Genomic DNA, 22,196 nt, shown 5'->3' on the forward strand with positions numbered 1-22,196 from the left:
TATAAAATAATGTATTTCGCTATCTTCTTCATCAAAAAAAGCATTCAGGGCTACGCCTAAATGCTTTTGCATATATAAATTATATCGGGAAAACAGGATTTGAACCTGCGACCTCTGCGTCCCGAACGCAGCGCTCTACCAAGCTGAGCCATTTCCCGTCAATAAAAAAACTCACCTGGCGGTGAGTTTTTGTCCTGGAGCGGAAGACGGGATTCGAACCCGCGACCCCCACCATGGCAAGGTGATGTTCTACCACTGAACTACTTCCGCAGAACAAATATAATTATAACAAAGTATGACTCTTTGACAAGTACTTTTATTAATTTTATTTGCCCTGACCAAAAATTAACTGGGAGATTTGGTTGAGGTGCTTTTCATCTTCAGCATCAAAGCCATTGAAATCAAGACAGTCAAAATCAAATACGCCCCAAAACTGCCCTTCTGGGTTAAAAATTGGAACTACTAATTCAGAATTAGTGGCGGAATCGCAGGCAATATGACCACTAAATTGATGGACATCAGGGACAATCACGCTCTTTTGTTCGGCTGCGCATTTGCCACAGACGCCTTTTCCCACAGCAATGTGGACACAAGCAACGTTCCCTTGAAACGGCCCTAAGATCAATTCCTGGTTTTCATAGCGATAAACTCCTGCAAAATTAACATTTAAGCTATGGAATAATAAAGCAGCCAAATTTGCGGTATTGCTGATCCAATCAGTTTCACCTGCTACTAAACTTTTAGCTTGCTCGCCTAATAATTCATAATCAACCTTTTGACGCATGCTTCTCACCTGTCTTGCAAGTATGATGGTAACAAAAAAGCTCATCCTTACTGGATGAGCTTGGTAGAGCGGAAGACGGGATTCGAACCCGCGACCCCCACCATGGCAAGGTGATGTTCTACCACTGAACTACTTCCGCGTAACAAAGAAAATTATAGCAGATATAATTTTCTTTGCAATAGTTTTTGGCTAAAAAATTTCAACAATTTAGTTCCAATATGGATCTGTTTCTTCACGCAACTGCTGAATCTTTTTCAGTCCTAATTCTCTTGGACTAATCCCATATTTAAGACACAACCCTGCCGCTGTCCCGACAACAATGCCGTGTTGGCCACCATTGCCAATCAACTTTACAGTCGAACTGGCAATATGGGTAGCACTAATATGTTTGCCGGCACACAAGACATTGGTAAGATCTGCAGAATATAGGCAACGAAATGGTACTGTATAAGGTTTAAAATCACGTTCAACCCATTTCCAATTGCCTAAGCGGAAATCGTATTTAGGATTGCCAGGATAGTGCAAGCAAAATGCACCTGCATTAGTCACAATTGCATCAGGAAAAGCGGTATGCTGGCGAATGTCATTTTCGGTCAAAACATAGTCGCCTAAATAATTACGAAAAGCTCCCGTCGCCAGCACATTAGCTAAATAGGTCAATAGCTTTCGGTATTTTTCTGGTGCTTTTTTCCTTACATTAGAATAAGTACCAATAATCGCACAAAGCAAGTGGTCCCGTATCTCTTCTTTAGATGCATATGGATCTAGCCACTGACCATATTCCCAAAAGTGCGTCTTTGGCAGGCTCATCGGATTCTTCCAACTACCGTCAGTTTGGCGGATCGGTTTGGGCATTTCTGGTCCAACATGGGGACCTGGCTGATTTTCATATGGACCTGGGCCATTTGAGCTGGTAATGGGACCAATCTGCCCGCTCAAGTCAGCATAATCTTTAGCAACCTTTTCAGCCCATGGCACATCTGGAAAAGCTACTGCTTCTTGCTCCATTTCTGTTCGAAACATGACTGTGTCGCCATGATGCATCTGATCCGCAGTTTCTGGAGCCAAACTCTCACCAAAATCTGCTTGGCTTTCTTGTCCAAAAAGAGTAGCTGCTCCTCCTAAAACGCCTAAAATTGCCCGTCCGCTGCAGTCAATAAAAATCTTGCCGGAAAAGGTCGTCTCTTGGCTGTTTTTGACGTTTATAGCAGTAACTGAATTGATTTTTTGCTTGCCATCTGTATGAACATCAAAAACATGCATACCTAGGAAAAGATCACAGTTAGGCAGGTCTTGCAGAATTTGTGTAGCCGCAATATCACCATTTTCCAATCTCCGTGATAGCTTATCCACCAATCCCCCAGTTTGTCCTTCTGGAGTCAGACCAACTTCTTTGCTGGCATTACCTCCTAAATACTCAAGTTCATGCAGCAAAGCAACTCGATATCCCTGTTTAGCGGCAGTATAAGCAGCACAGCAACCAGGAATGCCTCCCCCGACAACGATAATGTCATATTCTTTCGTTTTCACCTGATCCATTGGTAAGTTCAGCAACCGTTTGCGCCAATTTCTAGCTGCAGTTTGGGGATAATCGATTGGAACAATTGTGGTGTTTGTGAGATAAATAGCATCGCATCGGCCATAAAAGCCGGTTAAATCATGCAGAGTCAAGGTTATTTTCCCTGCCGGCAAATGCACATGCTCTGTCAACTCCCAACTCCAACCCATACCACTAGCACCGAAGTTCTTAGGAAGCGGCTTGCCATTTATTAATAGCTGAAACTGGCCTGGATGAGCATCCGGCACCCAATCTTTAGTTCGAATCCAAACTCGATATTCGCCCGCTTCGGGGATTTCAATCTCAGTATTTGCGTCTTTGACAGGCTTTCCGATGCCATTTGCTAAAAGGTAGGCTGAGCCCATTTCATCAACAAATTGTGAATCTAAAGTCCAGCCACCATAATCTTGAAATTGTTCTGCCTCAATTAATAATTCAGTTCTTTCCATATGCTACACTCCAGTGGATACCGTTTCCTTATCGAAGGAAGTTATACTTAGCCCAGCCAAATAAAATTTAAAGACATTATCTATCCCAGAAAAAGTGTTGTCAATGAAAAAAGTCTCTACTGCGTACATACACAGCAGGGACTTTTTCTTTCAGCCTTTTATCACATGAAAATGCTTATTTATCAGCTTTTTTAGCCTTGAAAAAGCTCAATTTAATACTACAAAATTCATGTCGTATATAACTATTATTTTTGGCTTAACGCCTTATTTACTGCCTCTTTTATTGCGCGGCTAGTAGCTGAAGCTCCTGAAACGGCATCTACTTCAGTGCTGTTAGCTTCTACAATCCGCTTAGGCATTTCCTCTAAAGCTTTTCTACCAACATCTTCACTTTCATGATCTTGAACAACTTCAACCTTCTTGATCTTTTGGTCATCATAAGTAACTCGAACGACTAACTTTCCGCCAATTCCAGCATCCGAAGAGCCAAGGTATTGATTTTTGTCTAATTCAACAGCATCCACTTGATCACCATCTACCAGTTCGTTGATGTTGTTATATTGATCTGAAGCCTCATCATCAACTTCATCCTGAATCTGAGCAGCCTGCTCACCAGCAATCTTACCCCAAATCAGACATTCGGCTAAATTGCCGCCACCTTGGTATTGGTTGGCACAAATGCCACCAAGTTCACCTGCACCATAAAGGTGTGGGATTGGCTTGTTATTAACATCTAAAATTTCAGCTTTAACATTTCTTTCTGGACCACCCTGCGTATTCAAAACGTTATACATCATCTTAAGTGCATAGAATGGACCTTCATCACTAAATTCAACCATCGACTCTGGGTCTCGACCAAATTGGATGTCCTCGCCTTGTCTTGAACATGCATTAAAGATATTAATTTGCTCTTGGAGCCCTTTGGAGTCCACCCCTATCTTTTCAGCTAACATTTCTATCGTATCAGCTTTAATAACTTTCTGGTCGAATTGGTCATACGGAATCTTACCATTTTCAATCTTTTCATATTGCTTTTGATCAAAAACAACATATGGCTTTCGATGAATTCAGAGGTGTAGGCCGAAAGTTGCACTTTATCTGTATTGATAGCGAAAAGCACAAGGTAATCAAGATTATTCAAAACCGCTTTAAAAAATCAATTTTAAAATACTTTGGCAAATATTCACCTCAAGCCAGAGAAAGCGTTGAGACTGTCACTATGGATCTTAACTGCTATTATCCAGATGCTGTCCGGGCCTGTTTTCCTAATGCCAAGGTGGTTTAAGGAATACCTATTGAAGCCATGCAAAACTTTTCTCAGGCTATGCAAAAACACGATGTACAGGCTATTAAAGAAATCATTTATTCTAAGCAAGCAAATGCATACAACCCTGCTTACTTTCAAACGTAATTACCGAGGAGTGATTAACGGTATTGATCTTGAATATTCTAACGGTTGTCTTGAAGGACTTAACCGTAAGATAAAACAGATTGAAAGGACTGCCTTCGGCTGCAGAAACTTCGTCAATCTGCTTAAAAGAATTCATCTTGAAGAAAATGTGGTAACAGAAAAAGATCCATATAGTATCTAAACTAATACTATACGGATCTTTAATTTAAGCTCATATCAACCCTTATCAACAGGATTTGACAAAGAGCCCAATTTATTTCTTTTTTTTAAAAATACTTACTAGTATATATTTAACAAGTTCGTAAATTGCAATCCCCACCGCAATAGAAAAAGCATCTTCTAGCCACTTTATCATAATACTCTCCTAAAGCTAAACTATCCTAAAGTGTCAGCTCCATATTCAATTCCATATTTAATTCCCCATTTAATTCCATCGTATATGGCTGAACCAATTACACCGTCTCTAACATCGCCCCAGTTAATACCACCGTGGTAATGACCATGACCGTGACCGTGTCTTCCACCTACAACTTTAGATAATGATGCTTCATCTAACTTTTCTACTTTTTCCATTTTTGTTTTCCCCCCATATATTTTTTGCGAGTGTATCATATATTTCCCAAAAATACCAATATTTTTTACAAATTCAAAAATTATTTAGGATTAATCTTCAATAAATTCTTGAGCATTGTTAAGCAATTATGTTTCCTTCAAAGTATGATTTTGGTTTGATATATTGCGCTAATTATTTAATATTTTATCTTTTTAATATTCAAAATATGTTGATTCTCCAGTAATGATACTAACTTCGCCTGTCATTCCATATCTCACCTATCGACTAGGCACCTTCATCTTACAAATAACTTCATACACACTGGCTCCATGTATATTCACCGGATAAACCCCAACAGTAGCCACTTTCCCAGACAATCTATCAGTCGTTTCACTAGAATTCGGTAAACTCATATGAATTGCTTGCCCTTTTTTAATACTGCCAATTTTATTTACCGGCAGATAAATCACAATTTGCAATTCATCTTTAGCTTTAATTTCTGGCATTAAATGTGCAATATCTTTCTTTTCATCAAGATGAACCTGCCACTTTTGTTTAAACATATAAGGGAATAATGACCACAGATTTCGTTTTTTCTCTTTAACAGGTTCAAATTCATCATCAGGAACCATGAAAAGCACAAATCCTGTCCACTCCTGTGCAAACTTTTCCTTAGTCATCTTTACAACACCAACATCTGGATCAGGATCAGCTATAACTAAATAATTTTTGGTATTCTTTAAAACCACATAATAGTGAAGTAATTCACCCTCTTTAAAAACATGAGCAATAAAGGGATATTGAATATCTGCCGTATTAAATAAAGACATATCAGCTTTAAAAGCTTCCGTCTTTAGGTTAAATTTTTGAGCAGTCTTAACCAAACCAAGTGCAGTTGTTCCTTCGAGATTAGTCCTGGCATCATGACGTAAATGAGCCAATGATACTTGAGAATGATATTTTTTCAGAATCATTGCTAGACAGGCTACACCACAATCAGATTCATCAACTTGCGGAACATAAATTGATTTGTATTTAACTCATAATTGTATCTTTGAAGTAAATTTCTTACTTATAATAATTTTTATGAATATAGATAATTATGTAAAAAAGCCCCTCACTTATGCAATAAAGCATAAATAAGAGACTTTTCTTCGTCAGCTTTTTACCAAAAGGTCTAGAACGTTGATCTAATCCTTTTTATTCTTCTTTTCCATATCAGCTTGAACTTCTGCTTCAATTGATGGAACAGCTTCTGGCCGCATAGTTGGGAAGAGCAAAACATCCCGGATAGCTGGGGCATCAGTCAAAAGCATTACCAAACGGTCAATCCCGATACCCAAACCACCTGTTGGAGGCATACCGTATTCCATAGCCCGCAAGTAGTCTTCATCGATCATGTCAGCTTCATCATTACCAGCTTCACGTTCAGCCATTTGTTCTTCGAAACGGTGACGTTGATCGTCTGGATCGTTCAATTCTGAGAAGGCGTTGCCGTATTCAGCACCCATGATGAAGATTTCAAACCGATCAGTAAAGCGCGGATCATCCGCATTCTTCTTAGCTAATGGTGAAATTTCTACTGGGTGACCGTAAACGAAAGTTGGTTCAACGATCGTCTTTTCGCAGAATTCGTCAAAGAAGGCGTTAATTACATGGCCAACCTTCCAGAATGGTTCTGGGTGGATGCCGTGTTCTTCGGCAATCTTCTTAGCTTCTTCGTCAGTCATTGGCTTCCAGAAGTCAACCCCAGTCTTTTCCTTGATTAAATCACACATGTGAATGCGACGGAAAGGCTTGTTCAAGTCGAGTTCAGTGCCTTGGTAAGTAATCTTGCCATCATCAGAAACGACCTTAGAAGCGGCACGAATAATTCCTTCAGCTTCATCCATGACATCGTGGAAGTCATAGTATGAAGCATAAGTTTCAAGTTCCGTAAATTCAGGGTTGTGCTTGGTGTCCAAGCCTTCGTTTCTGAAGACGCGGCCAATTTCGTATACCCGTTCCATACCACCGACAATTAGCCGCTTCAAAGGCAATTCCAGGGCAATCCGCATGTACAAGTTAATGTCCAAAGCGTTGTGGTGGGTAATAAATGGACGCGCTTCAGCACCACCAGGAATGTTGTGCAAAACTGGAGTTTCAACTTCCAAGAAATCTTGGCTGTTCAAATAGTCACGAATTGCTTGAATAATCTTCGTCCGGTTAACAAAACGTTGGTAGCTTTCCCGGTTGGTAATCAAGTCCAAATAACGTTGCCGGTAGATTGCTTCCACATCTTTTAAGCCGTGGTACTTATCTGGCAAAGGCCGCAATGCCTTAGACAAGAAGGTTACGTGGGTAGCCCGAATCGTCAATTCACCAGTGTCGGTCTTCATGACTTCGCCATCAATGCCTAAGAAGTCACCAATATCTGCCTTCTTAAAAATTTGATAGTTATCTTCACCAACAATATCCTTCCGGACATAAATTTGAATCTTGCCAGTCCGGTCGTACAAGTCAGCAAAACCAACCTTACCCTTGCCACGCTTAGCCAACATTCTGCCGGCAATCCGCGTCTTAGGCATATCGTCGTTTAATTCATCCTTGTCTTCTTGGCTGTATTTTTCATCCAAGGTTTTTGCTAAATCTTGCCGTTCAAATCTTGCGCCATAAGGATCGATGCCCTTTTCACGCAATTCATTCAGCTTTTCACGCCGAACGAGCAATTGGTCATTCATTTCGTTTTTTGCCAATTATTGTTCCTCCATTGCTTGTTTTTGGCGACGCGCTGCTTTGGCCGCTTCGCGTTTTTCGTAGTCATCAACAAAGTTGTCCAAAAGATCAAAGACTTCTTGCTGGGTCCACACTTCATTTATTTTAGCACGTGTACGTGCTGAGTGGGAAACTCCCTTTAAATAGTAGGCAGCTTGTTGGCGAAATTCAGGGACTGCCACCTTTTCGCCCTTCAGGTCAACTAAGCCAGCCAATTGGTGCTTGGCCGTTGCCACCTTTTCGCGGACAGTTTGTGGCTGCAATTTTTCACCAGTGTCGAGATAATGCACAATATTCTTTACCATCCAAGGATTGCCTAGCGCCGCCCGGCCGATCATAATGGCCGTTGCGCCAGTTTCGTCTAAGCACTTCTTAGCTAATTCTGGACTGGTAATATCGCCATTAGCCACAAATGGAATATCCAAAACGCTCGCCACATCATGTAAAACTTCCCAGTCAGCCTGTCCCATGTACATTTGCTTCCGGGTTCGGCCATGCATGGCTAGCATGGAAGCTCCGGCCTCTTGAGCAGCTAGGGCATTTTCAACTGCAAAAACATGTTTTTGATCCCAGCCGATTCGCATTTTAACCGAGACGGGCTTTTCAACATTCTGCACAACTTTATGCACCATTTGAAAAATTTTATTTGAATCAAGCAGCCATTTTGAACCAGCATCGGTTTTGGTTACCTTTGGTACCGGGCAACCCATGTTGATATCGATAATATCAGCAGCCGTATGCTGGTCAATATATTCAGCCGCTTCCAGCAAAGTATCTTCCGTACCGCCAAAAATTTGGATACTCATGGGATGCTCGCGCGGATCAACTTTCATCATTTCCAGGGTCTTTTTATTGCGATAAATAATTCCATGGTCTGAAATCATTTCACAAACGACCAGTCCGGCCCCAAATTCCTTGCAGATCATCCGAAAAGAGGTATTTGATACTCCTGCCATCGGTGCGACAACTACTTGGTTGGGGATGGTAAGGTCGCGAATTTTCCAGCTTTTACTCACCGTTACTCATCCTTTCAAATATCTATATAATATCAAAAAAGCCCTAAAGGGCAAAATTTAGGGCTTGACTTTATATAAAATTAGTATTCTTTCTTAGCTTCTTTTTTCTTCAAGATCGCCGCTAATTCAGCTTCACTATATTGATATTGATTGCCGCAGAAAGAACACCGCAATTCGGCACCGTGATCTTCTTTAATCATGGCGGTTAATTGACTAGTCTCCAGCGTCTCTAAAATGCCAGCATATTTTTCCTTTGAGCAATCACACTTAAAGGCTACCGGATCATTTGACAAGAGCTTGCAATCATCGCCTAAAATCTTTTGGGCTAAGACTTCCGGAGTCATTCCATCCATAAAGGCACTAGACAAGCCAGGCAAATGATTAATCCGCTCAATGGTCTGATCCAACAATTCATCACTGGCTCCTGGCAAGGCTTGCAGCATAAAGCCGCCTGCCACTCTCACCGAATTATTAGGATTAATGAACACGGATAACCCAACAGCTGAAGGGATTTGTTCCGACTTAGTCAAATAGTAGGCAAAGTCTTCAGCAATTTCTCCTGACACTATCGGAACCTGGCCGGTATAAGGCGTCTTCAGTCCCAAATCTTTGGTAACTTCTAACCAGCCCTTGCCCACTCCGGCTTTCACGTCAATGTGGCCATCTTGGCGAGCCGGCAAAGCAACGTGCGGGTTCTTAACATAGCCTTTAACGGTTAAATCACTCTTAGCAGTTACCACTACTGGTCCAACCGGACCGTCCCCCAGCAAACGGACCGTCAATTCTTCTTGATCGGTTAATTCAGCTCCGGCTAAAAGGATGCTGCCGACTAAGGTCCTGCCTAAGGCAGCAGCTGAATTTTTCCAGAGATCATGCCGTTTTTGGGCTTCTGCTACCGTATCAGTGGCAATAATGGTTAATAACCGTAAATTTTTCGTTTTATCAATTGCTTTTACTAGATAATCGCTCATTGTTTTCCTCAAAAAAATAGAGCCTTGCGGCCCTATTTCAACTTAATTAGTCATCAGTCGGCTTTTGATCCTGCTGGTCTTGCTTGTCAGCATCATTTTCTGATTTCTCTGGCAGCTCTGAATCAGCAGTCGCATCTTCGTGATGTAAATCTTTTTCGCTTGGTGCATTCAAAGGATCAAGTTCGTCCGTACCAGCAGCTTCTTCAAGCTTAGCATGACGATCCAATTCCTTCTTTTGCATGGCAGCCTTAGCTTCTTCAAAAGTTGAAGCCTTGCTTTCACTTGGGTAAGCTTCATTTTCGCTTTCTGGCATCTTACCAGTCTTGTAAAGCGACATGATTTGCTTTTCATCAAGCGTTTCGTACTTCAACAAAGCTTCAGCAATAATGCGATGAGTTTCTCGGTTGTTCTTCACAATCTCAATGGCCTTGGCATGACCTTCATCAAGGATCTTCTTAACCGCTTCATCAATCTTAGCCGCAGTTCGATCACTGTAGGTCCGGTTGTATGGCGAGTTGTCGCCTTCTTTTTCTAATTCAACCATCCCTAATTCATCAGTCATCCCGTAGTTAACAACCATGCTGCGGGCTAAAGCAGTTGCTTGTTCAAAGTCGTTAGAAGCACCCGTTGATTGATCGCCAACAACAACTTCTTCACCGGCACGACCACCCATTAAACCAACAATTTGTTCAAACAATTGTTTCTTGGTCAAAATGTATTGGTCATCTTTTGGCAGCATCAAGTTGTAACCGCCTGCACGACCACGAGGGACAATCGTTACCTTGCGCACGGTCCGTGAATCGCTTAAGACCAAACCACAGATTGAGTGACCAGCTTCGTGGAAGGCCACCCGCTTACGCTCATCTTCAGAAATAATCCGGTCTTTCTTAGCTGGACCAGCAATTACCCGGTCTTCAGCTTCGTCAATATCGGCAGCGGTAATTTCATTGCCATTGCGCCGAGCAGCTACCAAAGCAGCTTCATTCAACACATTGGCCAAATCCGCACCAACAAAACCTGGCGTTTGACGAGCAACTTCTTTCAAGTCAACATCCGCAGCCAAAGGCTTGTTGCGTGCGTGAACGCGTAAAATTGCTTCACGTCCGCGAACGTCCGGACGACCTACCAATACCTTTCGGTCAAACCGTCCTGGCCGCATCAAGGCAGCATCCAAAACGTCAGACCGGTTAGTAGCGGCAATTACGATTACGCCTTCGTCGCCTTGGAACCCGTCCATTTCAACCAGCAATTGGTTAAGCGTTTGTTCCCGTTCATCATTGCCACCGCCCATGCCGTTGCCACGACTACGACCAATGGCGTCGATTTCATCGATAAAGATGATACTTGGAGCGTTCTTTTTAGCGTTGTTAAACAGATCACGTACCCGGCTGGCACCAACACCAACGAACATTTCGACAAAGTCAGAACCTGAAATTGAGTAAAATGGCACGTTAGCTTCACCAGCTACGGCACGAGCAAGCAAGGTCTTACCAGTTCCCGGAGGCCCCTCAAGCAGGACCCCAGATGGGATTCTCGCACCTAATCTGCTGTATTTCTTTGGATTCTTTAAGAATTCAACAACTTCTACTAATTCTTGTTTTTCTTCTTCTTCACCAGCTACGTCTGAGAAGCGAACCTTATTCTTCTTAGGGTCCTCTGGCTTAACATGGCTGCGGCCGAAATTCATAATTCCGCCTTGGCCACCACCACGGCCGGCACCGCTTTGACTCATCATCATCCAAAGCATGACGATGAACAACAAAGTTGGTACCAACATGATGATCGTCGAAATCCAGTTGCCAGATTGCGACTCGCCGCTGGTAGTCATCTTAGCATTATATTTGCGCGCAAGATTCTGAACTACCGAAACGCTGGAGTCATTTTGCAGCATGGTCGTTGAGAATCTGGTTGCAGTTGTGCTCTTGCTGCCATTACCAAAAATGCTTAAAGAGTCGTTGTTAGAGCTCTTAGTAGTTTCAGCCGACTTGTAAGTACCATTAACAGTGTATACTCCGTTGGCCGGTTGCACATTGAAGCTCTTAATCTTCCCTTTGCGCAAATCTTTCACAAATTGGGAATAGCTGATATTCTCAGTAGCTCCTGAATTGCTAGAACCACCGAGAGCCCAGTTGATTCCCCATAATAGCAGGAGGAAGACCACGATATAGAACAGGCCGTTTGAAAGTAGCCGATTCCGGTTATTTTTCATAAAAAACCTCCGCGAAAGTGTTTTAGTCGATACGAACTAAATTTTAACACAAAAGCCTTACAGGCTCTAATCTTTTAGATATTCTTTTCATAGTACAGCCAATAGCTGGGACTATTTTCGGAAAAGACCTGATTTTGATAACACTTTTCAACAAATACCGCTTGGTTGGCGCAAAAAATTGCCAAAGCATGACTGCGCATTGGACCAGGTACGCCATGATCAGCGAATTTTTTCTTAGCTTTAGCATGTTGCCCATTTTTTAAGTTCAACTTTAACCCAGCAGGCAAAACTCCCGCTGCAAAGTCGCTGCCATCAGCTTGAAAAGTTCCTAGCAATTGCCAAGCTGTATCTTCATTTTCTATTCTACTCGTTCTCAGGCAAAAATGCCGACCGGCAAAAGCAAAAGGTTGATTTGGCTCGATTTTTTTCCGAGCTTCCGTGACGGCTGGCGGGATCAAGTAATCGTAGCCCGCTTTATGAACCAGCCGCCAGCGCCCAAAATGACCTATTTGTTCATTAAAGCAGGTCTTTATTTGATATTGCCAATACAAAAATTCTGCTGTCGGACTCAAGTTGAGGGACTTCACCCGCAAACTATCCAAATAAGATTCTGGCACAATCTGCTGCATCCCGCGGATCGCCCAAGCCGTCAAGGCCGTCATTTCCCGGCTAAATTCGCCAGCATGAGCAATTAATTGCGGACTTTCGCGCTTTAATTGGGGCATGACATGATGGCGCAGACGATTTCTTAAGGTATCGTCTTCAGTATTAGTCTGATCCAAAATATATGACAAACCGCGCTGCTGATCATAGGCCAATAGCTCAGCCTTGCTAAAATCAAGAAGCGGACGCAATAGCTTCACGCCATGGATTTGGCCGCTGCGCTGCAGACTATTCATCTCTTGCGGTTTGCCTGAGCGAATAAACTTGATTAGTTCATTTTCAGCTAAATCATCACCATGATGGGCAGTTAAGATATAATTTGCCCCTGCTTCTTTGGCCGTTTTCACCAAAAAGGCATAGCGAAAATCACGGGCCGCTGCTTCAATTCCGGTAGCTGGATGCAGGTCTTTGGGCCAGCTAGTCTCAACCAACTTGACCTGGCGAGCAGCACAATAAGCTTTTAAAAGGCGACTCTCATCCGCACTATCGGCGCGCAACTGATGATCGACATGCGCAGCAATCACCCTGGCCCCTGCTTCTACCAGCAAATCCAATAAGGCCATAGAATCAGGCCCGCCGCTAACGGCCGCTACAACCGGCTGGTCCTTGAGCGGTAAATGATAACTTTTAAAAAAAGGAATAAGCGATACATTCTGTGTCATAATTCACCAAATAAAAAATGGCCCTTACTTCAAAGGGTCATTTGTCAACACCGCTTGATTACGGGCAATTTCTTTTCGAGCAGTTTGCAGGGTCGCGGTTAGGACCCGTGCAAAATCCTGGGGCTGGGTGCCGGTAAATTCATTAGTAGGATCAGGCAAGGAAGGATCATTGACCCGCTTAATGCTTAAGCTCAACTTGCCTTGGTGGCGGTGCTCAACCACCACCCGCACAACTTGTCCTACTTCATAACGGTTGCGTTCACGCAGCCAATTCTCACCAAAATCTTGGTGATGTACCAGACCATGCTGCCGTCCTGGCAAGGTTAAAAAGATGCCAAAATCGGTAACATTATTCACGATGCCGTTAACCCGTTGTCCAACTTGATATTTCATTAGTTTCCTGTTTCTGGAATATGGTAAATCTTTTCGCCTGGCTTAGAGTAATAGTACTTATAGCGAATTAACTTAGCCACATAATCAGTATCCTGCAAGTCGCTGCGCTTATCAGTTAAGTTGCTGCGCTTAGTTTTAAGCTCCTTCAGATTGCTCTTGTAAGTTTTAACTTCGCTGTTTAGAGCTTTAACGCTTTGATTTTCACGATACAGGGCTAAAGACAGCAAGGCAATGGGAACCAAAAACACCGTCAATAAACGCCGACGCCGCTTGCGGTGGATATTCTTTGCTCGTTTTTTCTCTTTTTGTTCTAGCCGAGCCTGAATTACATCTGGGCTCTCCGAATTATAAATACGTGGACCTGTCATTTGATTTTCCCCTATTAGCGCAAAAAATAATCTAAGTCTAGTATAGCGTTAAACAGGAAAAAAGTCATTAGTCGACTAACTCATATAGGTCCATTGCTTCGGCTTTTTTGGTCGTTTCGCGAAGGTCCAAAACTCGTGCTTTAACAATTCTTTGACCATAACCAATTTCAATAATATCGTCGATTTTTACATCATAGCTCGACTTTACAACCTTACCATTTACCTGAATGCGGCCCTTGTCAGCCATTTCTTTGGCCACTGTCCGTCGTTTTACTAAACGGGAAACTTTTAAAAATTTATCTAAACGCATTTTTTCACCTCGTTAAAATCTCACTTGCTCCCTGCATAAAGGTAACCATCTCGCTGAAGAATAGCCGGTCATTAAGTTTTTCTGGAAGCAGCAGCAGGACCACTAATTCCTGGGAGCGGTTTTGACTAATGCGCGCTTTCCAAGAAACATGCTCCAAAGCTTTAAAAATATTAGGTCCGCTTAACTCGCTAGAAGCAGCTCGAGTAAACCGCACGCTAACTTTTCCGGCTTGCTTTTTAATTAAGGCCACCTGAGCCAAATCAGCCGCTAGCTTCAAACCAGACGCTTGCAGCAAATGTTCAACCGGCTCCGGATAGTCGCCAAACCGGTCAACTAATTCATCAGCCAATTTATCAAGCTCAGCTTGGTTTTCAGCCTGCTTGATCTTCTTGTAAAATTCGATTTTTTCTTCTTGATCACCAATATAACTCTTGGGAATATAGGCCTCTAAGCCCAAATCTAATTCAGCTGAACTCTTCTTGATCGTCTTTTCGCCTTTGCGGGCCTTAATCGCATCCGCCAGCATTTGGGAGTAGAGGTCGTAGCCGACGCTATCGACAAAGCCATGCTGCTGGGCACCTAGCATGTTGCCCGCACCCCGAATTGACAAATCACTCATGGCAATTTTAAAACCAGACCCCAATTCCGTAAAGTCCCGAATAGCGTCTAGGCGTTTTTCGCCAGTTTCCGTCAAAACCTTGTTGGGTTGGTAGAGGAAATAAGCATAAGCTAAGCGGGCACTACGACCAATCCGGCCCCGAAGCTGGTAGAGCTGACTTAAGCCATAGCGATCAGCATCTTCAATAATCATGGTATTCACATTTGGCATGTCAATGCCCGTTTCAATGATGGTGGTAGTCACCAAGATATCATAATCACCGTTAAGGAAGGCGTATAAAATGTCTTCCAATTGATTCTCGCTCATTCGGCCATGAGCATAGGCGACGCGAGCTTGGGGCACTAATTTTTCAATCTTAGCCACCACTTCTTCTATATCTCCGATCCGATTATGCACGTAAAAGACCTGACCATTTCGCGCCAATTCCCGATTAATGGCCTCACGAATAACACTTGGCAACTCTTCCATGACGTAGGTTTGGATTGGATAACGGTTGCGCGGCGGCGTCTCCATAACCGATAAGTCCCGCACGCCAATCATCGACATATGCAAGGTGCGGGGGATCGGCGTAGCCGTCAACGTCAGGACATCAATATTAGCCTTGAGCTGCTTAAGGCGCTCTTTGTGCTTAACGCCAAAGCGTTGCTCTTCATCGACGATAAGCAGACCCAGGTCTTTAAACTTGACGTCTTTTGAAAGGATGCGGTGGGTCCCCACAACTAGGTCAATTTTGCCGCTTGCTAGACCAGCAGTAATTTCTTTAGCCTCGCTGTTAGTCTGAAAGCGCGACAGCATGGCCGTATTGACCGGCATATCTTTAAACCGTTCTTGAATCGTTTCATAGTGCTGCTGCGCCAAGATGGTGGTAGGCACTAAGAAAGCCACTTGCTTGCCATCTTGAATTGCTTTAAAAGCTGCTCGCAGCGCCACTTCCGTTTTGCCAAAGCCGACGTCGCCAACTAATAGCCGATCCATCGGTTTCGGCCGCTCCATATCATGTTTGATTTCAGCGGTTGAGCGGAGCTGATCAGGCGTTTCAGTATAAGGAAAAGCCGCTTCAAATTGTTCTTGCAGGTCGTTATCAGGAGAAAAAGCAAAGCCTTTTTCGGCTTCCCTTTTAGCATACAGATCAATTAATTCATCGGCGATATCATCAACATTGGCTTGAACCTTGCGTTTGGTTTTGGCCCACTCGCTTCCGCCTAATTTGTTAATATGCGGCGTTTTCCCTTCGGAAGCAACATACTTCTGCACCAATCGCAATTGGTCAGCCGGGACAAACAACTGGTCCCCATGCTGATAGGTAATCGTAATATAATCGCGTTTGACGCCGCCGCTTTCCATGGTCTTAATGCCTTCAAAGCGGCCAATTCCATGGTTGACATGCACAACATAGTCGCCTGGTTTTAAGTCAGTATAGTTTCTTAGTCGCTGGGCATTTTCTAAGTTTTTAATCCGTTTTTGTCGTTGCGGTCGCTTATTAAATAATTCCCGTTCAGTTAAATAAACCAACTGACTGGCCGGCAGGTCAAAACCCTGACTAAAATTACCAACGACTAGTTGGCTCTGGTGCGGCAATAAATCGTTAGTCGCCGTTCGCGGTAAGTGCAGGTCAAAATCAGCTAAAGTTGCCTCAATCTGCCGGGCTCTTTTTTCGCTATCGGCTTGCAGCACTACCGTCTTTTGCTGCTTTTCCCACGAAGCCAGTTCCGTCTGCAATAGCGGCATTTGACTGAAAAATTCCTCTGGCTCGCGCGTCCGCCACTGGAATAATTGTCCCAGCTTGATCCGCCCTAAACTGCGCTGAAATAACGAGTAGTAGACCCGGTGGTGCTGGTCGGCCGCCAATACTTTGGCAAAATCAAAACGCAGCTTTTGTTGGGGCAACAAGCCGCCTGCTTGCAGCTCATCGTCGATAAAGGCTTGGTTGCTTTGATCAACTTCTTTGACCCGTTCTTTGATCAAGGCCCAGTCATCAAACAAAATCAAGCCATCTTTGGCCAAATAAGCCAAGAGACTGGTACTGTCAGTCAATAAATAATCGACTAAAAAAGCATAATTATTAGGCAAGCCCCCATGTTGCAAGGTTTCTAGGGCCAAGTCAAAATGCTGATGAACGCTTTTTTCTGGAGCGGGCGCCTGGGCCATATCGGCCGCTAATTTCTGAGCTGCACTCGTAATTCCTTCAGCGCTGAAAACCCGGTCCAAGGCTGAAGTAACCGTCACGCTGGCAAGCTCGTGCCGACTTAACTGGCTGGCTAAATCAAACTCTTTAACCGTATCAACTTCATCGCCAAAAAACTCCATCCGCACTGGGTTTTCCCGGTCTAAGGGATAGATATCCACGATATCGCCCCGTATGGCAAATTCGCCAGGACGGGCAACAATGGCTTCTTTTTGGTAGCCGGCTCGCAGCAGCCAAGCATTCAATTCGGTCAAATCGTATTCAACCCCTGGTTTGAAAACTCGTTCCAGACCATTAAAAAGTTCAGGCTGCGATAGTTGATACTGCAAGGCTTGCGGCGTAGCGACCACAACTCCGGGCTTAGCCGTCAGCAAAAAATTCAGCGCACTAATGCGGCTAGACAGCATGTCGGGCGAACTGACTGCCCCTTGGGTCGCAATTGTGCTGTCGACTGGGAAATATTCTGCCCCATTGGGCATGATCTCGTTTAATTCCGCAAAGCGGCGTTGAGCTTGGGCTTCATCCGGTGCCAGCAAGAGCAAAGGCGTCTGACAAGTTGCCACCAGCGTCTTTATGAGTAGACTAAAAGCACCGGCGCTAGCGCCAGTGATCATCGAATTTTTAACTTGCTTTATCTTGGTAAAAAAGCCGGCCAATTCTTGGTCGCTTTGTACAAAATCAGTTAGCTGCATTTCTTAATATAGTAGTAAGTATTAATTGTACTTATTCATTAAATACTGGGCATCCCGGCCAGCAATGAAGTCCGCAATGACTTGCTCGGCCGTTTGAAAAGCCGCATCCATTTCTTTTTGTTGGTCACCGGTAAATGGCGTCAGTACCCAGGAGACGACCGAAGTCTTTTCTGGGTGACGAATGCCAATCTTTAGACGGTTAAATTTTTCTGTACCTAAATCGCGAATAATCGACTTAATGCCATTGTGGCCACCACTCTTGCCATTAGCCCGGATTCTAATTTTTCCTAGCGGCATGTCCATATCATCATGAATTACTAAAATATCACTGGGGTCGACTTTGAAAAAGTTAGCTACCGCCGCAATTGAGCGCCCCGATTCATTCATAAAGGTGAGAGGCTCAAGCAGGATTACATCCTCGCCGTTAATCTTTTCTTTAGTATACCGCCCTTCAAACTTTTCTTGACTAAGCTCTAGGTGGTTGGCTTGAAGGTAGGTCTCCAAAGCCATAAAGCCCGTATTGTGCTTGGTGCGATCATATTTTTTGCCAGGATTGCCCAGCCCTGCAATAATTTTCATAAAATCCGCTCCTTCATTTACATCTTTACAATTCTACCACATTCACTAAATATCCGGTGAAAAAGCGCCTTTTACTACTTTTTAAATTGGTTTAGTCCTGTTATAATACATTAGGCCACAAGATGAAATTTAATGCTGATTTCATCTTTTTAATTACTATGATATAATTACTGGAAAATTTACTTTGTTTAGGGGAGGCTATCTATGCTCATCAAATCATTGGTCCTCAAAAAAGACTACCTTACCACTGTTAACGAACATGTTACTTTGGAAGAAGCACTTAAAGTCCTCGAAGATTCTGGATATCGGTGTGTGCCAATTCTTGATGACACTGGCACGATCTTCCGTGGCAATATCTACAAAATGCACATCTATCGCCACAAGTCGCAAGGAGGCGATATGAGTCTGCCGGTAACTTACTTATTGAAGAACGCTACTAAGACCATTAAGGTTAATTCGCCGTTCTTCAAGGTCTTCTTCAACATCAAAGACTTGCCATACATTGCCGTCTTGGACCAAGACAACAAGTTTTATGGGATCTTGACTCACAACCGTTTGTTAGAAATGCTGTCCACTTCTTGGAACATCAAAAATGGTTCATACGTTTTGACGGTTTTATCAGATAACTCCCGCGGCAACCTGGTAAAAATGTCTAAGATCATTTCTAAATACACCAACTTGGCTGGAGCCATGACTTTAGATGCAGCAGCCGGTGAACTTTCAGGCGATTTTGTCCGTCGGACCTTGTTCACGCTGCCAGCAGGCGTTACTGAAGAAACAATGAAGACTGTCGTTGAAAAATTGCAGGCCAAAGGTTATGTCGTTTCAGAAATCGAAGACTTGCAAGCTGGCTACAACATTATGAGTGATGAAAATCCTGGCGTTTGGATTGAACACCCTGAAAAAGGCTAAGCCAATAAAATTAAAAATACCGTATTCACTAAATAATGAATACGATATTTTTTTACTTCTTTAATTACGATAGACCCGTGGCAGGCGGTCACTTAACAAACAAGCGACTTCATAGTGAATCGTACCTAAGTGATCCGCAGCTTTTTTAATACTGTTCGGCGCAGCGGGATCAGCCGAAATTAATTCGACCTTAGTTCCTGCCGGCATCATTTCTGGCAGTTCAACCATAAATTGATCCATGCAGACCCGGCCGACGATTGGACAATATTTATCGCCCACTTTAACCTTAAAGCCTTGGAAACCACGAACCCAGCCATCGGCATAACCTACCGGAACCGTCCCGATAATAGTATCGCGCTCAGCCACAAAAGTAGAACCATAGCCAACGCCATCACCAGCGTGAATCGTTTTTACCATGGTCAACTCGCTTTCCACCGACAAGGCCGGCTTGAGCGGGATGCTGCTTGGCAAATCGGCAGTTGTTGGGGTCGATGACGGGTTTAAGCCATAAATCCCAATGCCAAAGCGAACCAAATCACTTGGCAAGTCCTTGTCAAAAATGCTGGCAGCCGTATTATCGCAATGAATCCATTTAGGACGCGTGTGCAATAAACCTACCATATGCTTAAACTTCGCGGCTTGCTTTTTAAAGTAGCGGTCATCGCTGCTATCGGCTGAAGCAAAGTGGGTAAAGACGCCTTCAAAATCGAAGCAGCTGTTGTCAACCACGAGCTTTTCCATGGCTAAAAATTCTTCATCAGTATTGGCACCTATGCGGCCCATCCCCGAGTCAACGCCTAAATGCACCTTTAATTTAAAGGTTTCAGCCTTTTGAGCTAATTGCTCCTTGGCCGCAGCCAACCACTCAGCACTAGGCGCCGTTAGGGAGATGCCATTGGCGGCAGCGATTGGCGCTTCTTTAGCAGGAACTACTCCTAAAACCAAAATAGGTGCAGCAATATTTGCCCGGCGCAATTCTAGCGCTTCATCCAAAATTGCGACACAAAAACCACTCGCCCCTGCAGCTAGTGCAGTTTTAGCAACCGGTACGCTGCCATGACCATAAGCATTCGCCTTAACCACCGCAAACAACTTCTGCCCTGGTGCCAGATGCTTCATTTCGTTAACAATATTTTGTTTAATTGCCCCTAAGTCTACTTGGACGTAGGCTGGACGATGTAATCCAGGTACCATTAATTTTCATCCTCCAAAACAACCATGGTAATAATTTCATGTTGGTCATGAGAAATGCTAGAGTGGATCTTGCCATTAAAAACCTTTGAGGTCGTGACCGGCTTGCCCAGCTCATCCCAAAGGGTTTCCACATCTTGAAAAGTTACTTGCTTTCCTAAGCCTGTCCCCATTGCTTTTGAAAAGCTTTCCTTGATTGAAAAACGGCCACCTAAATATTCAACCTTGCGATGATCGCTTAAATCTTGGTAAACTTCAAATTCCTTAGGAGTTAGGACCTTTTTGGCAAAACGTTCGCCGCGATTGACAATCTTTTGAACGCGTTCAATCTCAACAATGTCGATTCCAATTCCCTTAATCATCTTTCTGACCTCCGAGCCTAATTATAATTCAAAAAACGGACTGGTTTGCCAGCCCGTTTTCTTTCGCTACTAATTCTTAAGCTTTATGCTTTTTCTTAATGACAAAGTCATGCCTACCTGACTTGCGTGCTTGGTTGCGCTTGCCGCGACCTTTTCGCCGGTTATTGTCAAAATGACCATGACGAGCGCCATGTCCGTGACCCCGACCATGACCGCGATGTGAGCGACCAGACTTAAATGGCAGCGGCTTTTCAGGAGTAATTTCAACTTTGGCTGCATTATCCTTCGATAAGCTCTTTAACAAAGCTGCTGCTAAGTCTAAAGCCGAGTAATTTTCCAAGAGTTCATTGGCATCATCGCCATACTTGGACAAGTCGCTTTGCATCAACTCTTCGATTTGACTCTTAGCTTGCTTCAACTGGCCATGCAAGGCTTCATCATTTGTCGGTGGACGCAGCGGCGACATCTTTTTCTTGGTCAGCCGTTCAATTGTCCGCAAATAACCTAGTTCATTTGGAGTAACAAAAGTGACCGAGATACCATTCTTCCCCGCCCGGCCAGTCCGACCAATCCGGTGCACATAGGAATCAGGGTCTTGCGGAATGTCATAGTTGTAAACGTGCGTTACGCCTGAGATATCCAAACCTCTAGCAGCCACATCCGTTGCCACTAAAATATCAAGCTTGCCAGCCTTAAACCGCTTCAAAACAGTCATCCGCCGAGCTTGGGTCAAATCGCCGTGAATTCCAGCGGCATTATACCCCCGTGCCTGCAGCCCGCGGGTGAGTTCGTCAACCCGTCGCTTGGTTCTGCCAAAGACCACGGCTAAATCCGGTCCCTGCACATCAATCAGGCGACACATTGTATCGAATTTTTCGCTTTCCTTTACCCTGACAAAGTATTGGTCAATCAGGTCAGCGGTTAATTCCTTAGCCTTTATTTGCACAACTTCCGGATCGTTCATGAATTTTTCGCCAATCCGTAAAATTGGTTTAGGCATCGTAGCACTGAACAGCAAGGTTTGTTTGCGGTTAACAGCGTAATTCAAAATGCTTTCAATGTCTTGAATAAAGCCCATGTCCAACATTTCATCGGCTTCATCCAAAACTACTGTCTGGACTTGGCTTAGGTCAATGGTCTTGCGCTTAAGATGATCCAATAAGCGACCTGGCGTACCCACCAACACTTCTGGCGTTTTCTTTAAGCTTCTAATTTGACGTCCAATGTCTGCCCCGCCGTAGACAACTTGAACGTGGGCGTGTTCATCCCGGCCCAAACGGAAAAGTTCTTCCTGGGTTTGAATGGCCAATTCCCGAGTTGGTTCAATAATTACTGCTTGGATCGCCTTATGATGTTTATCCAATTGCTGCAAAATTGGCAAGCCAAAGGCTGCTGTTTTACCAGTCCCAGTTTGGGCTTGACCAATAACATCCTTGCCCGCCATAGCAAGAGGGATAGTTTGGGCTTGGATCGGAGTAGCTTCTTCAAACCCCGACCGCTTAATTGCCTTCATTAAGGCATCGTTTAAATTAAGTTCAGTAAACTTCAAAATTTC

The 22,196-nt window shown here is 43.8% G+C and carries 19 protein-coding genes, 3 tRNA genes and 2 pseudogenes; 2 read left to right on the top strand and 22 right to left on the bottom strand.

All coding sequences use genetic code 11. The features are described from left to right. Nucleotides 1-84: 84 nt before the first annotated feature. The 6 genes from KI210_RS03505 to KI210_RS03530 form a co-directional block, all read right to left on the bottom strand. A tRNA-Pro gene (locus KI210_RS03505) sits at nucleotides 85-158 on the bottom strand. Nucleotides 159-195: 37 nt separating this feature from the next. After that, nucleotides 196-270: transfer RNA gene (locus KI210_RS03510), tRNA-Gly, on the bottom strand. Nucleotides 271-325: 55 nt separating this feature from the next. Continuing rightward, on the bottom strand, nucleotides 326-784 hold the full coding sequence (gene msrC, locus KI210_RS03515; RefSeq protein WP_212780513.1) for a free L-methionine (R)-S-oxide reductase MsrC: 459 nt from the start codon (nucleotides 782-784) through the stop codon (nucleotides 326-328). A gap of 67 nt (nucleotides 785-851) precedes the next feature. Then, nucleotides 852-923 (bottom strand) — tRNA-Gly (locus tag KI210_RS03520). Nucleotides 924-991: 68 nt separating this feature from the next. Beyond that, nucleotides 992-2,791: an FAD-dependent oxidoreductase gene (locus KI210_RS03525; protein ID WP_212780514.1), complete on the bottom strand. Its 1,800-nt coding sequence runs from the start codon at nucleotides 2,789-2,791 to the stop codon at nucleotides 992-994. Between the two features lie 245 nt (nucleotides 2,792-3,036). Beyond that, the gene (locus tag KI210_RS03530; protein ID WP_212780616.1) at nucleotides 3,037-3,858 is read right to left on the bottom strand and encodes an FMN-binding protein; all 822 of its coding nucleotides are present in this window, start codon (nucleotides 3,856-3,858) and stop codon (nucleotides 3,037-3,039) included. On the opposite strand from KI210_RS03530, the pseudogene KI210_RS09055 reads away from it, so the two are divergent. Further along, nucleotides 3,840-4,383, top strand: a pseudogene (locus KI210_RS09055) (transposase); the annotation flags it as partial. The gene KI210_RS03530 and the pseudogene KI210_RS09055 overlap by 19 nt on opposite strands. Nucleotides 4,384-4,577: 194 nt before the next feature. Here the strand turns inward: KI210_RS09055 and KI210_RS03545 are convergent. From KI210_RS03545 to pth, 13 genes and pseudogenes are all read right to left on the bottom strand, one after another. Next, the gene (locus KI210_RS03545; protein ID WP_212780517.1) at nucleotides 4,578-4,775 is read right to left on the bottom strand and encodes a hypothetical protein; all 198 of its coding nucleotides are present in this window, start codon (nucleotides 4,773-4,775) and stop codon (nucleotides 4,578-4,580) included. A gap of 258 nt (nucleotides 4,776-5,033) precedes the next feature. Further along, entirely contained in the window at nucleotides 5,034-5,318 is a 285-nt protein-coding gene (locus KI210_RS09180; RefSeq protein ID WP_503826623.1) for a biotin/lipoyl attachment domain-containing protein, read from the bottom strand. Beyond that, nucleotides 5,304-5,780, bottom strand: a pseudogene (locus KI210_RS03550) (cysteine peptidase family C39 domain-containing protein); the annotation flags it as partial. The gene KI210_RS09180 and the pseudogene KI210_RS03550, both read right to left, overlap by 15 nt. Before the next feature lie 165 nt (nucleotides 5,781-5,945). Then, on the bottom strand, nucleotides 5,946-7,490 hold the full coding sequence (gene lysS, locus KI210_RS03555; protein ID WP_212780518.1) for a lysine--tRNA ligase: 1,545 nt from the start codon (nucleotides 7,488-7,490) through the stop codon (nucleotides 5,946-5,948). Further along, nucleotides 7,491-8,525, bottom strand: a complete 1,035-nt coding sequence (gene dusB / locus KI210_RS03560) for a tRNA dihydrouridine synthase DusB (protein WP_212780519.1) — start codon at nucleotides 8,523-8,525, stop codon at nucleotides 7,491-7,493. Between the two features lie 80 nt (nucleotides 8,526-8,605). Then, on the bottom strand, nucleotides 8,606-9,496 hold the full coding sequence (gene hslO, locus KI210_RS03565) for an Hsp33 family molecular chaperone HslO (protein WP_212780520.1): 891 nt from the start codon (nucleotides 9,494-9,496) through the stop codon (nucleotides 8,606-8,608). 46 nt (nucleotides 9,497-9,542) lie between these two features. Further along, complete coding sequence (gene ftsH, locus KI210_RS03570; RefSeq protein ID WP_212780521.1) at nucleotides 9,543-11,705, bottom strand: ATP-dependent zinc metalloprotease FtsH; 2,163 nt, start codon at nucleotides 11,703-11,705, stop codon at nucleotides 9,543-9,545. Nucleotides 11,706-11,779: 74 nt separating this feature from the next. Continuing rightward, nucleotides 11,780-13,030 carry a tRNA lysidine(34) synthetase TilS gene (gene tilS, locus KI210_RS03575; protein WP_212780522.1) on the bottom strand — a complete coding sequence of 417 codons (1,251 nt, stop codon included), beginning with the start codon at nucleotides 13,028-13,030 and terminating at the stop codon, nucleotides 11,780-11,782. A gap of 24 nt (nucleotides 13,031-13,054) precedes the next feature. Then, entirely contained in the window at nucleotides 13,055-13,423 is a 369-nt protein-coding gene (locus KI210_RS03580; RefSeq protein ID WP_212780523.1) for a S1 RNA-binding domain-containing protein, read from the bottom strand. Then, complete coding sequence (locus KI210_RS03585) at nucleotides 13,423-13,791, bottom strand: FtsB family cell division protein (RefSeq protein WP_212780524.1); 369 nt, start codon at nucleotides 13,789-13,791, stop codon at nucleotides 13,423-13,425. Before KI210_RS03585 ends, KI210_RS03580 begins: the two co-directional genes overlap by 1 nt. Before the next feature lie 67 nt (nucleotides 13,792-13,858). Beyond that, nucleotides 13,859-14,101 (bottom strand): RNA-binding S4 domain-containing protein, encoded by a 243-nt coding sequence (locus KI210_RS03590; protein ID WP_212780525.1) that lies wholly within the window; start codon nucleotides 14,099-14,101, stop codon nucleotides 13,859-13,861. A gap of 4 nt (nucleotides 14,102-14,105) precedes the next feature. Next, nucleotides 14,106-17,597, bottom strand: coding sequence for a transcription-repair coupling factor (mfd, locus tag KI210_RS03595; protein WP_212780526.1), 3,492 nt, complete (start codon nucleotides 17,595-17,597; stop codon nucleotides 14,106-14,108). Nucleotides 17,598-17,618: 21 nt separating this feature from the next. Next, nucleotides 17,619-18,176: an aminoacyl-tRNA hydrolase gene (gene pth, locus KI210_RS03600; RefSeq protein WP_212780527.1), complete on the bottom strand. Its 558-nt coding sequence runs from the start codon at nucleotides 18,174-18,176 to the stop codon at nucleotides 17,619-17,621. A 204-nt stretch (nucleotides 18,177-18,380) separates the two neighbouring features. Here pth and cbpA point away from each other — a divergent pair, with 204 nt between their 5' ends. Further along, entirely contained in the window at nucleotides 18,381-19,088 is a 708-nt protein-coding gene (gene cbpA, locus KI210_RS03605; RefSeq protein ID WP_212780528.1) for a cyclic di-AMP binding protein CbpA, read from the top strand. 60 nt (nucleotides 19,089-19,148) lie between these two features. Here the strand turns inward: cbpA and alr are convergent, their stop codons facing one another. The 3 genes from alr to cshA all read right to left on the bottom strand — a co-directional run bounded on the left by alr (nucleotide 19,149) and on the right by cshA (nucleotide 22,190). Then, nucleotides 19,149-20,282, bottom strand: a complete 1,134-nt coding sequence (gene alr / locus KI210_RS03610) for an alanine racemase (protein ID WP_212780529.1) — start codon at nucleotides 20,280-20,282, stop codon at nucleotides 19,149-19,151. Further along, nucleotides 20,282-20,641 carry a holo-ACP synthase gene (gene acpS / locus KI210_RS03615; RefSeq protein ID WP_212780530.1) on the bottom strand — a complete coding sequence of 120 codons (360 nt, stop codon included), beginning with the start codon at nucleotides 20,639-20,641 and terminating at the stop codon, nucleotides 20,282-20,284. The genes alr and acpS overlap by 1 nt, the downstream gene beginning before the upstream one ends. A 76-nt stretch (nucleotides 20,642-20,717) precedes the next feature. Further along, on the bottom strand, nucleotides 20,718-22,190 hold the full coding sequence (gene cshA / locus KI210_RS03620) for a degradosome RNA helicase CshA (RefSeq protein WP_212780531.1): 1,473 nt from the start codon (nucleotides 22,188-22,190) through the stop codon (nucleotides 20,718-20,720). Nucleotides 22,191-22,196: the final 6 nt, after the last annotated feature.

Source organism: Lactobacillus corticis (genome assembly GCF_018327645.1).
GTDB classification, from domain to species: Bacteria; Bacillota; Bacilli; order Lactobacillales; family Lactobacillaceae; genus Lactobacillus; species Lactobacillus corticis.

Coding starts and splice junctions, on each gene's coding strand:
- msrC (WP_212780513.1), bottom strand. CDS start 784: ATGCGTCAAAAGGTTGATTATGAATTATTAGGCGAGCAAGCTAAAAGT.
- KI210_RS03525 (WP_212780514.1), bottom strand. CDS start 2,791: ATGGAAAGAACTGAATTATTAATTGAGGCAGAACAATTTCAAGATTAT.
- KI210_RS03545 (WP_212780517.1), bottom strand. CDS start 4,775: ATGGAAAAAGTAGAAAAGTTAGATGAAGCATCATTATCTAAAGTTGTA.
- KI210_RS09180 (WP_503826623.1), bottom strand. CDS start 5,318: ATGTTTAAACAAAAGTGGCAGGTTCATCTTGATGAAAAGAAAGATATT.
- hslO (WP_212780520.1), bottom strand. CDS start 9,496: ATGAGCGATTATCTAGTAAAAGCAATTGATAAAACGAAAAATTTACGG.
- ftsH (WP_212780521.1), bottom strand. CDS start 11,705: ATGAAAAATAACCGGAATCGGCTACTTTCAAACGGCCTGTTCTATATC.
- tilS (WP_212780522.1), bottom strand. CDS start 13,030: ATGACACAGAATGTATCGCTTATTCCTTTTTTTAAAAGTTATCATTTA.
- KI210_RS03580 (WP_212780523.1), bottom strand. CDS start 13,423: ATGAAATATCAAGTTGGACAACGGGTTAACGGCATCGTGAATAATGTT.
- KI210_RS03585 (WP_212780524.1), bottom strand. CDS start 13,791: ATGACAGGTCCACGTATTTATAATTCGGAGAGCCCAGATGTAATTCAG.
- KI210_RS03590 (WP_212780525.1), bottom strand. CDS start 14,101: ATGCGTTTAGATAAATTTTTAAAAGTTTCCCGTTTAGTAAAACGACGG.
- mfd (WP_212780526.1), bottom strand. CDS start 17,597: ATGCAGCTAACTGATTTTGTACAAAGCGACCAAGAATTGGCCGGCTTT.
- pth (WP_212780527.1), bottom strand. CDS start 18,176: ATGAAAATTATTGCAGGGCTGGGCAATCCTGGCAAAAAATATGATCGC.
- cbpA (WP_212780528.1), top strand. CDS start 18,381: ATGCTCATCAAATCATTGGTCCTCAAAAAAGACTACCTTACCACTGTT.
- alr (WP_212780529.1), bottom strand. CDS start 20,282: ATGGTACCTGGATTACATCGTCCAGCCTACGTCCAAGTAGACTTAGGG.
- acpS (WP_212780530.1), bottom strand. CDS start 20,641: ATGATTAAGGGAATTGGAATCGACATTGTTGAGATTGAACGCGTTCAA.